The 13,183-nt window shown below is 67.2% G+C and carries 10 protein-coding genes and 1 riboswitch; of the genes, 4 read left to right on the forward strand and 6 right to left on the reverse strand.

Features of this window, described 5'->3' with window-relative positions; translation table 11 throughout:
- The first annotated feature begins 10 nt into the window (after positions 1-10).
- Positions 11-2,116, forward strand: a complete 2,106-nt coding sequence (locus ACIQCN_RS11645; RefSeq protein ID WP_400605330.1) for a chorismate-binding protein — start codon at positions 11-13, stop codon at positions 2,114-2,116.
- A 14-nt stretch (positions 2,117-2,130) separates the two neighbouring features.
- Here ACIQCN_RS11645 and cls read toward each other — a convergent pair whose 3' ends face one another.
- Positions 2,131-3,570 carry a cardiolipin synthase gene (gene cls, locus ACIQCN_RS11650; protein WP_400611139.1) on the reverse strand — a complete coding sequence of 480 codons (1,440 nt, stop codon included), beginning with the start codon at positions 3,568-3,570 and terminating at the stop codon, positions 2,131-2,133.
- 132 nt (positions 3,571-3,702) lie between these two features.
- On the opposite strand from cls, the gene ACIQCN_RS11655 reads away from it, so the two are divergent.
- Together ACIQCN_RS11655 and ACIQCN_RS11660 are read left to right on the forward strand one after the other, a co-directional pair.
- Complete coding sequence (locus ACIQCN_RS11655; protein ID WP_400611075.1) at positions 3,703-4,632, forward strand: aminodeoxychorismate lyase; 930 nt, start codon at positions 3,703-3,705, stop codon at positions 4,630-4,632.
- Between the two features lie 42 nt (positions 4,633-4,674).
- On the forward strand, positions 4,675-5,139 hold the full coding sequence (locus tag ACIQCN_RS11660) for a pyridoxamine 5'-phosphate oxidase family protein (protein ID WP_400605332.1): 465 nt from the start codon (positions 4,675-4,677) through the stop codon (positions 5,137-5,139).
- Positions 5,140-5,154: 15 nt separating this feature from the next.
- On the opposite strand, the gene ACIQCN_RS11665 is transcribed toward ACIQCN_RS11660, so the two are convergent.
- Positions 5,155-5,871 carry a TetR/AcrR family transcriptional regulator C-terminal domain-containing protein gene (locus tag ACIQCN_RS11665; protein ID WP_400605334.1) on the reverse strand — a complete coding sequence of 239 codons (717 nt, stop codon included), beginning with the start codon at positions 5,869-5,871 and terminating at the stop codon, positions 5,155-5,157.
- A gap of 233 nt (positions 5,872-6,104) precedes the next feature.
- Between ACIQCN_RS11665 and ACIQCN_RS11670 the strand changes: the two genes are divergently transcribed.
- A complete protein-coding gene (locus tag ACIQCN_RS11670; RefSeq protein ID WP_400611077.1) occupies positions 6,105-6,359 on the forward strand; it encodes a hypothetical protein in 255 nt (84 codons plus the stop codon).
- 26 nt (positions 6,360-6,385) lie between these two features.
- Here ACIQCN_RS11670 and ACIQCN_RS11675 read toward each other — a convergent pair whose 3' ends face one another.
- Genes ACIQCN_RS11675 through ACIQCN_RS11690 form a run of 4 tightly spaced genes read right to left on the reverse strand, consistent with a single transcriptional unit; the run spans position 6,386 to position 12,829 of the window.
- Positions 6,386-8,971 (reverse strand): AMP-binding protein, encoded by a 2,586-nt coding sequence (locus tag ACIQCN_RS11675; RefSeq protein WP_400611079.1) that lies wholly within the window; start codon positions 8,969-8,971, stop codon positions 6,386-6,388.
- A gap of 5 nt (positions 8,972-8,976) precedes the next feature.
- Positions 8,977-10,122 (reverse strand): ABC transporter ATP-binding protein, encoded by a 1,146-nt coding sequence (locus ACIQCN_RS11680; RefSeq protein WP_400611081.1) that lies wholly within the window; start codon positions 10,120-10,122, stop codon positions 8,977-8,979.
- Complete coding sequence (locus tag ACIQCN_RS11685; protein ID WP_400611082.1) at positions 10,119-11,804, reverse strand: ABC transporter permease; 1,686 nt, start codon at positions 11,802-11,804, stop codon at positions 10,119-10,121. Before ACIQCN_RS11685 ends, ACIQCN_RS11680 begins: the two co-directional genes overlap by 4 nt.
- Entirely contained in the window at positions 11,801-12,829 is a 1,029-nt protein-coding gene (locus tag ACIQCN_RS11690) for an extracellular solute-binding protein (RefSeq protein WP_400605344.1), read from the reverse strand. The genes ACIQCN_RS11685 and ACIQCN_RS11690 overlap by 4 nt, the downstream gene beginning before the upstream one ends.
- A gap of 238 nt (positions 12,830-13,067) precedes the next feature.
- Positions 13,068-13,183, forward strand: a riboswitch (SAM riboswitch).

The raw sequence follows: 13,183 nt of genomic DNA on the forward strand, positions 1-13,183 counted from the left end.
GCTCTAATCCATGAGCCCAGCCCCCGTCATCATTGCCATCGACGGGCGTTCGGGCGCAGGGAAGACCACCCTCGCCGTCGAGCTTGCGGCCCGGCTGCGCGCCCATCACAAGGTCTCGCTGTTCCACCTGGAGGACATCTATCCCGGCTGGAACGGCCTGGCCGCCGGCATCGAGCGGTACGTGGCCACCGTGCTCGCGCCGTTGAGCAGGGGCGAGGCCGCTACCTGGACCAGCTGGGACTGGGAGAACCATTACGACGGCGCCGCCCGGGTCACGCTTCCCGCCGAGATCGTCATCGTGGAGGGGGTGGGGGCCGCGTCCGCCGCAGCCCGCCCCTTCCTGGGCGCGGTCATCTGGGCCGATTCACCGGCGGACGTCCGCCGCACCCGCGCCCTGGACCGCGACGGCAGCACGTATGAACCCTTCTGGGATCAGTGGGCGGCCCAGGAGTCTGCGTGGCTGGCCGCCGACCCCGTTCCGGACCATGCCGACCTACAGGTCCGGAACCTGGCGGACGGCAAGGCTCCCGCCGACGTACTGCACCTCCTCCCGCACCTTCCGGCGCTGTCCGCCGTGCTCGCACCCGAAGTGGCGGCCCGCCAGGCCTACACCCTCCGGACTGAACGGCTCGAGTTCCGGCCGGACGCGCCCGCCCTGTTCCACGCCCTGTATGGCGGCTCGCCAAGGGCCGTATGGCTGGACAGCTCGCAGAACTCCCCCCGGCACGGACAAGTCCCCGCCGAAGGCAAGGGGGAGTCCGCTGCCAGAGGGGGAGAAGAGCACTCCAACGGGCGCAGCCGCTTCAGCATCATGGCGGACGACGGCGGTGCGTCCGGCCAGTCGGTCACCCACAGTTCCGGGGTCGCCCGGCTAAGTGCCGGTTCCGTCACAGCCCGCGTGGCCGGCCCGTTCTTCCGCTGGCTCCACACGGTCTGGGGCGCCGGCCCGGTGACGGTTCCCCGGGAATATCCGTGCGGGTTCACTCTGGGCTGGCTGGGCTATCTGGGATATGAGCTGAAACGGGAAACCGGCGGCGCTGACGTGGACTCACCCACCCCGGACGCGGCCCTGATCTTCGCCGGACGGGCAGTGGTCCTGGACCATGAAGAGGGCACTGTCTGGCTGCTCGCGCTGGACGAGCCTGGGGCTGACGCCTGGTTCGCCGAGGCCAGGGCTGCCGTGGAAGCTGCCGCAGCACACGGCGGCCGGCCTCCGGAAGCCGGCGCCGGCACCGCCGTCGTCCGTCCTGCCCCGGTATTCCACAGCCGTGACAGCGGCGCTGAATACCGGCGGAAGATCGCGGCGGCGCAGGAGCAGATCGCGGAGGGCAACTCCTACGAGGTTTGCCTGACCACCACGCTGGCCGCCACGGTAGCGGCGGACGAATTCGACGCCTGGGCAACCTACCTGGCCCTCCGCCGCCGGAATCCGGCCCCCTTCGCCAGTTACCTGCGGCTGGGAAGCGTGACCGTTGCCAGCACATCACCCGAGCGGTTCCTGAAAATCGCGGCCAACGGCGGGATGCGGGCCGAGCCGATCAAGGGCACCCGCCGCCGGGCCGCCGCCCCGGCCGAGGACGCCCTGCTGCGCAACGATCTGGCGTCGTCGTTGAAGGACCGGGCGGAGAACATCATGATCGTTGACCTGCTGCGCAACGACCTTAGCCACTTTGCAGTACCGGGGACCGTGACGGTGAGCCGGCTGTGCGCGATCGAAAGTTACGCCACCGTGCACCAAATGGTCAGCACCATCGACGCCCGGCTGATGCCCGGGGCGTCGCGGGCCGAGGCCGTGGCCGCCTGCTTCCCTGCCGGTTCCATGACCGGGGCGCCCAAGATCAGCACCATGGCGATCCTGGACGGCCTGGAGGATGGCCCGCGCGGAATATATTCAGGCGCGATCGGCTACTTTTCGTTGAACGGCGCCACGGACCTCGCCGTCGCCATTCGCACCCTGGTGGTCACCCACCGGGATGAGGGCCGGGCTGCCGAACTGTCCCTCGGCGTCGGCGGCGCCATCACGGCCGATTCCATTCCCGACGAGGAATACGACGAAATCCGCACCAAGGCCTACGGGGTCCTCTCCACCCTGGGCTCGGTCTTCCCGGGAGCCTGACGCGGGCCTGCCGCCTACTGGACCGTTGCGGTGAGGCGGGCCACGTTGTCTACGTACCGTGCCGCCAGGGGCCGGTTGAGCCAGTCGGCCAGCTTGAGTTCGTGCGAGATGTCCCGGTACGTATCCTCCACGGCCCGCATTTCATTGACGATCTTCTCCCCCAGCAGCATCACCGAGACCTCAAGGTTCAGCGAGAAGGAACGCATGTCCATGTTGCTGGATCCGAGAACTGCCACCTCGTCGTCGATGGTGAAATGCTTGGCGTGCAGCACGAACGGCGCCTTGTAGAGGTAAATCCGGACGCCCGCCTCCAGCAGCGCTTCGTAGTATGAGCGCTGGGCGTGGTGCACCAGGAACTGGTCGCCCTTTTCGGAGACGAACAGCTCAACGTCCACACCCCGCTGGGCAGCGGTGGTAATGGCGTAAAGCAGGGAGTCGTCCGGCACGAAGTACGGGCTGCAGATGGAAATCCTGTGCTGGGCGGAATAAATCAAGGTGTTGAAGAGGCGCAGGTTGTTTTCCGTGATGAATCCGGGACCGCTGGGCACCACCTGGGCTGTGACGTCCCCGGGCTCGGGATTCGCAGGAAGCTGCAGCTGATGCTCGAGGGACTCGTCTGTCTCGCTCAGCCAGTCCGTTGCGAACACGACGTTGAGGGTGGTGACGATGGGTCCGCGCAGGCACGCCATCAGCTCAACCCATTCGCGCCCGGCCTTCCGGTGCCGCGGGTTGTTGTACGAGGGCTCGATCAGGTTCTGGGACCCCGTGAAGGCTATCTCTCCGTCCACCACCATGATCTTGCGGTGGTTCCTTAGGTCCGGCCGGCGCCACTGGCCATGGATCGGCAGCAGGGGAAGCATCCGTTTCCACTGGATCTTGCCGGCCCGCAGCCTCTTGAGGAGTTTGCGGTAGCCCTTCACGCGCAGGGTGCCGATGTGGTCAAACAGCACCCGGACTTCCACGCCGCGCTCGGCAGCTTCCTCCAGTGCCGTGAGGAGCTCGTTGGTCACGTGGTCCGTGCTCATGATGTAGAACTCCGCGTTGACGAATGTCTTCGCCTTGCGCACGGCCTCGGTCATGGCCAGGATTGAGTCCGGGTAGCCCGGGATCAGGTCCACGGAGTTCCCGTCCACCATGGGAAGCGAGCCCAGCCGGCGGTTGAGCTCGGCGGCTGATTTCACCCATTCGGGGCCCGGGTAATCGCTCTCCGCGTCTGCGAGCGCGGAAATTCCCGCCCGGACCCTGTCATTGACCTGCTGTTGCTGCTGCCGGCGGCGGCTTGAGAGCCGGAAATTGCCGAACAGCAGGAACAGGACGAGGCCCACGAACGGCACGAAGAAGATGCCCAGCAGCCAGGCCATGGCCGTGGTAGGACGCCGGTTGCCGGGGATGATTCCCACGGCGAGTACCCTGATCAGCAGGTCGGCGGCGGCAAGGATCACCACAACCCACATCGGCGTGGTGCCGGAAAGCGAAAACGGCCACAACAAGCGAACAACCCCCGGGGACACGAGCTCCCGGCGGACTGCTTCCTGCCGGGGCGCTGCGCCCAGCTTATCCGGGCGGCGCCGCACTAAGCTGGAGCCATGACCTCTCCAGTTCCCGTGGTTCTCGTCTTTCTTGACCCTTCCTTCCCGAACGGCCGGCTGGCCGACGCTGCGAAGCCGCAACTGATGGTCACCGACCAAGGTGCCACCCGCGGCGACGGCATCTTCGAGACCATGCTGGCTTTGGACGGTTCAGTCCGGAAAATGCAGGCGCACCTGAACCGGCTGGGCGGCTCCGCGGCCGCCCTGGACCTTGTCATCCCGGACCAGGCTGCGTGGCGGAGAGCAATCGACACGGCCCTTTCGGAGCACCTGGGGCAGTACCCCGCCACAGACGCAGCGGGGGACGAACGGGTGGTGAAGCTGGTGGTCACCCGCGGCGTGGAAGGCAGCGACGCCCCCACGGCCTGGGTCCAGGTCTCCCCCGCCGGCAGCGTGGGCCGCCGCCAGCGCGAGACCGGCCTTGACGTGATCCTCCTGGACCGGGGCTACGACAGCGAGGTGGGCGAGCGTGCCCCGTGGCTGCTCCTTGGTGCCAAAACCCTCTCCTATGCAGTCAATATGGCCGCCCTCCGGTATGCACGCACGCAGGGCGCGGACGATGTCATCTTCGTCTCCTCCGATGGTCGCGTGCTGGAGGGCCCCACGTCCACGGTGCTTTTGGCGCATGTGGAAAAGTCCGACGACGGCACGCAGGTCAAGCGGCTGGTGACCCCGCAGCTGGACAGCGGCATTCTCGCCGGCACCTCACAGGGCGCCCTCTTCGGCGCCGCCAGGGCTGCGGGCTGGGAGCTGGGCTATGGCCCGCTGGAGCCCCGGGACCTCTTGGATGCGGACGCGGTATGGCTGATCTCCAGCGTGCGGCTCCTGGCGCCGGTCAACAGGATCGACGGAAAGGAAATCGGTACCCCCGCCCTCCAGAAAGAACTGACGGCGGAGCTGAGCACCCTGTTTGCGGGGATTGATTAAAAACCCGTTCCGGGCAGGGCCAGGTGCCCGTATGGTGGGACCATGAACGCTGACGCGCCCCGGACCGACCAGCTGACGTTCGACGAGTGCTGGGACCTCCTGGCCAATGACACCGTGGGCCGGATCGCCATTGTGGTGGACGGCCATCCGGAGATCTTTCCCGTGAACTACGTGCTCCACCGCCGGACCATCGTGTTCCGGACCGCCGGCGGCACCAAGCTCTGGAGCGCCATGACGGAGCGTCCCGCCGCCCTGGAGATCGACGGCTACGACCCGCAGTCAGAGACGGCGTGGAGCGTGGTGGCCCGGGGTGAGACTGCGCTGATGCAGGATCAGGTGGAAAAGGACGCGGTGGACGCCGAACGGCTGGAGCCGTGGCAGCCGGGCGAGAAGGACCACTACGTCCAGCTCACCGCCCGCGCCCTTACGGGCCGGCGCTTCAAAGTCACCCGTCCGGACGTCTGGAACACCCGGGCGTCGGACCCCCGCAGGGCCTCGTTCGAATAACCGGCGTCCACAAACTCAGGAAGCGGGAACCGCGCCCTCCTCCTGCCGGGACAGGTGTGCTTCAAGCCCCGACAGCAGGATGGTCAGGCCCTGGTCAAGCTCCGCGGCGCCGTCGTAGTCCGCCAGTGCCGGCGCCAGTGCGCGCAGACGGGGAAACTCCTTGGCCGGCAGCCGGTGCAGCCCCAGCCTCAGTAGGACTTCATTCTCCTCCGGGTCCACCACGAACTCCTGCAGTTCGTTCAGGATGTGGCCGTACAGGAAGCCGTAGTAGGCGCGGTAGACATGGAGGGCGTCGTCCGGCGCGAACCCGGCTCCCACCAGCAGGGAGAGGATCTGCTCAAGCGGGCGCAGGGTTCCCAGCGGCCGCAGGCCCAGCGGTGTGGACAGCGGCCTGGTCACCAGGAGCGGGACCACGTTGGGATGCTGCAGCGCCAAGGCCCGCAAACCATGCGCGATATGCCGCAATTGAGCCTTCCAGTCCGGATCCTCGGGATGGATCGAGAGCTCGTTCAACACAAGCTCCGAGACACCGTCAAGCAGGGCCGCCCGATTTTCAGCGTGGCGGTACAGGCTCATGGGGTCACGGTCCAGGGCCTGGCCCAGGCGCCGCATGGTGAGGGCCTCGAGGCCTTCCGAATCTACAATTTCCAGCGCCCTGCTGAGGACCAGTTCTCTTGTCAGTGGTGCTTTGCCGGTGCGCGTCCGCGCGACCGGGCTTTTGGGGGATGCCATCGGCTGTTCCGTCCAATTGGTTCGGCTGGGCGCCGCTGGGTTAATAGTCCAGACGCTTGCCTATTTAGTTGGTCTACAGGTAAAGTCTACATCGTAGACAAGCGAACTATCGCTTAGCGGTCCATCTTTTTCGCGGTGGCGCCGCCCAACACTCCCACGCACTTGTGCATGGCATGGGAGTTCGCCGCTGTAGCCGAACGGCGGCGCCGAGCACTTAGCGATGGGAAGCCGTCATGGCACATTCGCAGTTCGACCTCTTCCTCCGGGAAGCCACCCACCTTGACCCCGCATCAGAGTCCGCCCTGGACTGTGACCGTCTCTACGGGCTGTACACCAGCTGGTGCTTTATCAACCAGAAGGCGCCCCGGCCGGAGGCCACCTTTTGGGCCGCCATGAAGCAGCGCATTAATCCAGACCAGCCTGGCCTGACCATGAAGGGTCCCGCCGCAGCGGATTACATCCTGGCCAGCTCCCCGGGCCTGGTCTAAGGGAGGCCGGCCCGGCAGGACCTGGCCTAGGAGTGGCCCGGCCCTTCCTGCCGGGCCCCTGCACCGCCGGCCAGGCTTCCGCGGCGTGCCGGCGTGCGGCGCCGCTTCAGTACCAGCGCTCCGTTGACCAGCGCCCAATATCCGACGCCGGCAGCCAGGGACGCCACGACGGCAATGCCCGGGTGCAGGGCAACGAAGTGCGGGAAAACCAGCCAATGGGTGAGGTAGATGTACAGTGAGGCGCTGGCCAAGAGTACTGTCACCTTCTGCAGGCCCTTCGGGACCGGCAGTGTCCGCACCCAGATGAGCACCAGGATTCCGGCAAGGAGCGTGCCCTCACGCAGCAGGTCGTTGAAGAAAAATCCCGGAACGCACAGCAGCGCAATGGCTGAGGCCAGCAGGCGGTGCCGGGCCGTCCGCGCCCGGGCGACGGTCCACCCCAGTGCAAACAGCCACAGCGCCGGTCCGGTGTTCGGCACGCCCAGGTCAACGATTTCAAACCTGCCCAGCAGCCCCACTGCTGTCAGGCCAAGCGGGAATGCCAGCGGGAACCGCCGTTCCAGGCGGCTCACAGCGGGGACGGCCAGCAGCGCAGTCATGCAGACAAGCAGGTACGTCAGCACCTCCACAAACCAGAAGTGCCACTCCGTGGTCACCTCCTGAGGCCCGATCAGTGCGTTGAGCAGGAGGATATTCGCCACGCTGTAGTGGTCGGTGACCACATAGGCGAAGGCGATGAACGCCATGCTGGGTACCACGATCCGGGCCAGGCTCGCGGTCTGCCGGCGGAGCCGCCGGGCCCGCTCGCCCCCGAGCTGGAAACGTGCAAAGTTGTAGCCCGCCACGGCCAGAAGCACATGGGCCGTGCCCTCCCAGTGGAACAGTCCGATGTGGGTGCTGATGATGAGGATGATGGCCACCGCGCGCAGCACGATGCTGGACTCGATGCGTGCGGTCAGCTTCCTGCGCCTTCTGGCAGGCGCTGACACTTGTTCCAGCTCGGCGACAGTCCTGAGGTGCCAGTCTGACGGAAGGATGCCCAGCGCCTTTTCCAGCCGCACAGAGGTTGCCACGTAGGACAGGGAATCACCGCCCAGGGAGACAAAAGTGCTGTCCCCGTCCACAGTGTCGAGTTCCAGCTGCTCGGCCATGATCCTACGCACATCCTGCGGACCCTCCGCTTTGGCGGGACGCTCCTCCTTTGCCGGGATCGGGGCGGCAAGGGCAAGCACAGCCTGGTAGTCCGGCTTGCCGCTTGCCAGCCGCGGCAGTTCCTCGACGGAGAACATCTGTATGGCCACGCGCGGAATGCCCAGGCTTCCGGCGAGCAGTTTCCGCAGCAGATCCGGGTCGTGGCTGCCTTGCAATGCCACCACCAGGTGTCCGTCGGTGCCGGCGCTCGTGGCCTGCACGCCCAGCTCCGCCAGGATCTGTTCCACCCGGCCGAGGTCGATCCGCAGGCCGGCGATCTTGAGGAACCGGCTGCGCCGCCCCGTTACTTCGTAAAGTCCATCCGGGTGCCGTCGGCCCAGGTCGCCGGTGCGCAGTTCGGTGATCGTCCGCCCTTCGGCCAGGTCCGCGGACGACTCGGCATATCCCAGCATCACGTTGGGGCCGGTGTAGACGAGTTCCCCGTCCTCGAGCCCGTCCACGGGATCGATGCGGAAGCTTCCGCCGGGAATCGGCACTCCGATGCGCGCCGGGCTTTTCGCCGCGAGCTCCGGGGGCAGATAGGCCATCCGGGCGGTTGCTTCTGTCTGGCCGTACATGACGAAAAGCTCCCAGCCCCGTTCCTGGCCGAGCCCGGCGTAGCGCTGCACCAGCTCAGGGGAAAGCCTTCCGCCGGCCTGGGTGACGTAGCGGAGATGCGGAAGGTCCAGGTCCTGGAACCCGATCCGCTCCAGGAGCTCGAACGTGTACGGTACGGCAGCGAACGCCGTGGCTTCGGCACGGCGGAAAAGTTCCCAGAAGCACGGGTCCACCACGGAAAGATCGGTCAGCGCCAGGGAAGCACCAACCGCCAGGTGGCTGTTGATCACCGAGAGGCCATAGCAGTAGGACATGGGCAGCGTGGTCGCGGCACGGTCGTCGGAGCTGAGCCGGAGGTATTCGCTGATGGCCTCGGCATTTGCCTGGACGTTGCGGTGCGAGAGCCGGACCAGCTTGGGAGAGCCGGTGGACCCGGAAGTGCTCAGCATCAGGGCAAGGTCCGGGTGGAGCACGTGCCGGGTCTCCGGACGGACCTCCGCGATGCGCGGCGCCCCGTCGCCGGCGCCGTCGACCATGATCACGTCCGGGTCGAATGCTGTCCTGATGGATTCCACGGCTGCCGGATTGTCGCCGGGCACCAGCACCAAGGGGTGCCCGGCGGACAGCGCGGCCAGGTACGCCACCAGGGAATCGATGCCGTTGGTTGCCGCCAGCAGCACCAGCCGCCGTGCCGATCCAAGCCGTTCCGCCGCCTCGTGCACCCGCACCGCCAGCTGCGTGTAGCTGAGCGTGTCCGGCCCGGCGACCACCGCGGGGCGGTCCCCGAACCGGGCAAGTTGCGCCGCAAATGGCACGGCGGGCGCCGCCGTCTCAAGGAGCCTGCTGGGTGGTGCGATCGTCACGGAAATTACCTCAAGGTTGTGGCGGGGGAAGGCGCCGCCAGGCGTTGCGTGGAGCGCGCTGAGCCGGCCGGCGGGCCGGTGACCGCGTGGTCGCCAACCAGAAGGGTCGGCGTCGTTCCCGCAGTGACGGAAACGTGGACCCGGGTGCCCGGGGCGTGGCGCACCTGGTGCGGCTGCCAGGAGCGGAGGGTGCGGCCGGAGGCCAGGCGGACGTGGTGGAGGACAAACGCCCCCCGGTACTCCAGCGATACCACCTCGGCGGTACCGGCCGGATCCAGGCTCAGCGCCACCTCGTGGGGGCGGAGCACCACGTCGACGTCCACATCGCACCCGCCCCAGCCGGGAACCGTCGACACGACCCCGATCTCGCATGTCAGCAGCGCATTGTGGACATGCGCGGGAAGGAAGTCGGCGTCGCCCATGAACGAGGCCACGAAGCGCGTCGCCGGCTGTTCAAAGACCTTCTCCGGGATGTCGCTTTGTTCGATGGCACCCGCGCGCATCACCACCACGCGCTGCCCCACGGAGAGCGCCTCGGTCTGGTCGTGCGTGACGAACAGGCCCGTGGTTCCGCTTTCCTGCAGCGCGGCAACGATGTCCGCACGCACCCGGCCGCGGAGGGTTTCGTCCAGGCTGGAGAACGGTTCATCCAAAAGGACGACGGCGGGGCGGGGCGCCAGTGCACGCGCCAGCGCCACACGCTGTTGCTCTCCGCCGGAGAGCTCGTGGGGGTAGCGGCTGGCCAGGTGCCCGAGCCGGACGATTTCCAGGACCTCGGCAACCCTTTTCCGGCGCTCCGTGGCCGGCAGCCGGTTCAGCCCGAAGGCGACGTTCCTGGCCACGGTCATGTTGGGGAAGAGCGCGTGTTCCTGGAACACAAGGCCTACGCGGCGGCGCTCCGGCTCCAGGAACCGGCGCCGGTCAGCGACCGTCTCGCCGGCAATGGTGATGGTTCCTGCGTCGGGCCGCTCCAGCCCGGCGATAAGGCGAAGCATCGTCGATTTGCCGCACCCTGAAGGTCCGATGACGGTGACCAGTTCGCCGGGCGCCACCGTGAGGTCGATGGATGCCGCCGCTGCGACCTTGCCGTAGCTCATGCTGACGCCCGCAAGCTCCAGGGAGGGCGTTCCGTGGGTCGGGGAACTGCTCATGGTGCCACCGTCCGGTCGCGGAGGCCGGCTGTGCGCCGGAAAAGGAAGTACACCGGAATAATGGCGACTGCGACGATCCCCAGCGCAGGCAGCGCCGCCTTTTCCCAAAAGTTCTCGCGGGCAAGCTCATATACCCAGACCGAAACGGTGGTGAATCCAAATGGACGCAGGAGCAGGACTATTGGCAGCTCCTTGACCGCATCGATGGCTACGAGAGCTGCGGCCACGGCCGCTCCGCGTCGGGCCAGCGGCAGGTGCACCCGCGCCAGGAGCCGCCCCGGCGAGGCGCCGAGGCTCAATGCGGACGCCGTCAGCGCGGGTGAGATCTTGGCAAAGCTTGCGTCCACGGCCTGGTAGGCGGGTCCCAGGAAGCGCACCACGTAGGCGGCGAGGATGCCGGCCACCGAGCCGGTCACCAGGAGTCCGGTACCGCCCGGCACACCGGCACCTTCCAGGAACCCGTCGAGGTTGGCGAAGGCAATGAGCACGCCGATGCCGATCACGGCGCCAGGAACGGCGTAGCCGAATGTGGTGGCCTGCGCGGCAGAGACCACCACCGGCCCGCCGCCCAGGCGCACGCTGTGGCCGATCGCGAGGGCAAGTGCAGCGCATGTCAGGGCGGCGATCCCCGCGACCACCACGCTGTTCAGCAGGTAGCCCGGGAAGCGGGGGTCAAGCACCGGTCCCGTGGCGGACACGGCCTCGCCAACAGCCCAGGCGGCCAGCCTGGCAAGCGGGAGAAGGAAACCTGCGGAGAGCACAGCCAGGCCGGCGAACATCGCGGCCCAGCCGGCCCAGCCGGACAGTTTCTGCGGCTGCAGCCCTTCTCCCCGGCCGGCTTTCTGATGGAACCGGGACCGCCCGCGGAACAGGCGCTCTGCGGCGAGCACGGCAACGGCAAAGAGGAGGACCAGGACGGAGAGCTGCGTGGCCGCGTGGAAATCGAAGCTCCCCTTCCACACGAGGTACACCCCGACGGACACCGTTTGGACGTTGAAGTACTGGACGGTGGCAAAGTCCGTGAGGGTCTCCATCATCACCAGGGCCAGGGCCGCGGCCAGGGACGGCCGGGCGAGAGGCGCCAGGACGCGCCACAGCGTCCGGCCACGACTGGCGCCCAGGGTGCGGGCGGCGTCATACGTCGCAGCGCCCTGCTCGCTGAACGCCGTCCTGGCCAGGAGGTAGACGTACGGGTACAGGGTCAGCGACATGACCAGGACCGCTCCGGGCAGGGAGCGCACCTCAGGGAGCCAGGCCCCCGGCCCGAAGATGGAGCGCAGCATGGCCTGTACCGGGCCGCCGACGTCGAAGGTGGACAGGAAGACGAAGCCCAGTATGTAGGCGGGCATGGCAAGGGGCAGCACCAGCGCCCACGAAAGGACGTTGCGGAGCGGAAAGGTGTAGGCGGTGACCAGCCAGGCGAGTCCGCCGCCCACCAGCAGCGTTCCGGCACCGACGCCGGCCATCAGCAGCACGGTGGTGAGCACCATTGCACCGAGGTCGCGGGGCACGGTGCCGCTGCCCAGCGTACCCAGTCCGTCCACCAGGACGGCAACAACAGGCGTAGCCACCAGGACGGCCACAAGCAGGACCAGCGCAGACCAGAGCGGCCGCCCGTTTCCTGCCAGCATCCGCCGCCGGGCCGGCGCTGCGGATGCGGTCAGGACAGCCGGTCCACTCACTTATATCCTGCCTCGGCAAGCAGCTCGGTAGCCTCCGCGTTCAGGTCGCCGTAGGCTTCGGCGTTCAGCGGCATGCGCTTGAAGTCTCCGAAGCCGGCGATCAGCGGCTCGGGCTTGGCAGACGGATTGACCGGGAACTCGTGGTTTGCGTCCACGAAGGCGTTCTGTCCCTTTGTGGCCAGCCATTCGATGAGCTGCTGGGCCTCGGCCGCGTTGTCGGAGTTTGCGGCCACGCCCGCGCCTGAGATGTTCACGTGCGTACCGGCACCGCCCTGGCTGGCCCAGAACAGGTCAACGCCGAAATCCGGGTCCGACTCCAGCTTGCGCGCCAGGTAGTAGTGGTTGTTGATGCCCACGTCGCAGGCGCCGGCGTCAATCGCCTCGAGCAGCAGGACGTCATTGCTCATGATGTCCACGTCGTTTGCAACCCAGCCCTTGACGATCCCAAGGGCCTTCTCCTTGCCGTGGAGGCCGATCAGACCGGCCACCAATGACTGGGTGTAGGAAGAGGTCGCGTCGCGCATGCAGAGGCGGCCCTTCCACTTGGGGTCCGCAAGGCCCGCGTACGTGTCCTTGGCGTCAAATTCAGCTGGATCCACCTTGTCCGGGTTGTAGGTAATGGTGCGGGCACGCATCGCCAGCCCGAACCACTTCCCGTCGGGGTCACGCAGGTCCGACGGGACCGCCTGTTCGAGGGCAGCGGAATTAACGCTTGCCAGCACATCCTGCCGCCCGGCGTTCCAGAGGTTGCCCGCGTCGACCGTCATGAAGATGTCGGCGGGGGTGTCTTTTCCTTCTGCCTTGAGCCGCTCCAGGAGCTCCGCGTCATCGCCGGTGATGAATTCGACGGAGATGCCGGTTTCCTTGGTGAACTCGCCGAAGGCACCTTCAAGGTCGTAGTGCCGGGCCGAATAGATCTGCAGGTCCGCCGGCGCCTTGCCGATCCCCAGCACGCCGCAGCCGCTCAAGGCGAGGGCGGACACCGCGAAGGCGGCGCAGGCAGCGAGAAGCTTGGGTCGATGCATGAGGGGGCACTCCTGGAAGAAACGGCCGGGGCCGCGCGAAACTGACACAAAAGGAAGGTTAGCGTTACCTTACCAGAGGCCGCGGCGGCAGAAGTATATGGGATACGTCACGCCAGCGCCGCCGCCACGCCGTACGCACGCCATCGCCGGTGGACGCCCCTGAACGCGCGCAGTTCGATTACGGAACATGACGACGACGGCGGTGCGGGCATGGGCGCCGGATGTTACGTTTTGGGAGAGTAATGAGAATCGGCGCCAAGCCCTGACTGGCCGGTCGGCAACCCTCCCTTTCGCGGCGGGGTGCCTCAGGTGAATACTCGGCATATCGACCCATTCGAGCTGCAAGCGTGAGAG

The organism is Pseudarthrobacter sp. NPDC092424 (assembly GCF_044754925.1).
Taxonomy (GTDB): domain Bacteria; phylum Actinomycetota; class Actinomycetes; order Actinomycetales; family Micrococcaceae; genus Arthrobacter.

Bases quoted from the DNA above. Each gene is read 5' to 3' on its own strand.
- ACIQCN_RS11645 (WP_400605330.1), top strand. From the start codon at position 11: ATGAGCCCAGCCCCCGTCATCATTGCCATCGACGGGCGTTCGGGCGCA.
- cls (WP_400611139.1), bottom strand. From the start codon at position 3,570: ATGTGGGTTGTGGTGATCCTTGCCGCCGCCGACCTGCTGATCAGGGTA.
- ACIQCN_RS11655 (WP_400611075.1), top strand. From the start codon at position 3,703: ATGACCTCTCCAGTTCCCGTGGTTCTCGTCTTTCTTGACCCTTCCTTC.
- ACIQCN_RS11660 (WP_400605332.1), top strand. From the start codon at position 4,675: ATGAACGCTGACGCGCCCCGGACCGACCAGCTGACGTTCGACGAGTGC.
- ACIQCN_RS11665 (WP_400605334.1), bottom strand. From the start codon at position 5,871: ATGGCATCCCCCAAAAGCCCGGTCGCGCGGACGCGCACCGGCAAAGCA.
- ACIQCN_RS11670 (WP_400611077.1), top strand. From the start codon at position 6,105: ATGGCACATTCGCAGTTCGACCTCTTCCTCCGGGAAGCCACCCACCTT.
- ACIQCN_RS11680 (WP_400611081.1), bottom strand. From the start codon at position 10,122: ATGAGCAGTTCCCCGACCCACGGAACGCCCTCCCTGGAGCTTGCGGGC.
- ACIQCN_RS11690 (WP_400605344.1), bottom strand. From the start codon at position 12,829: ATGCATCGACCCAAGCTTCTCGCTGCCTGCGCCGCCTTCGCGGTGTCC.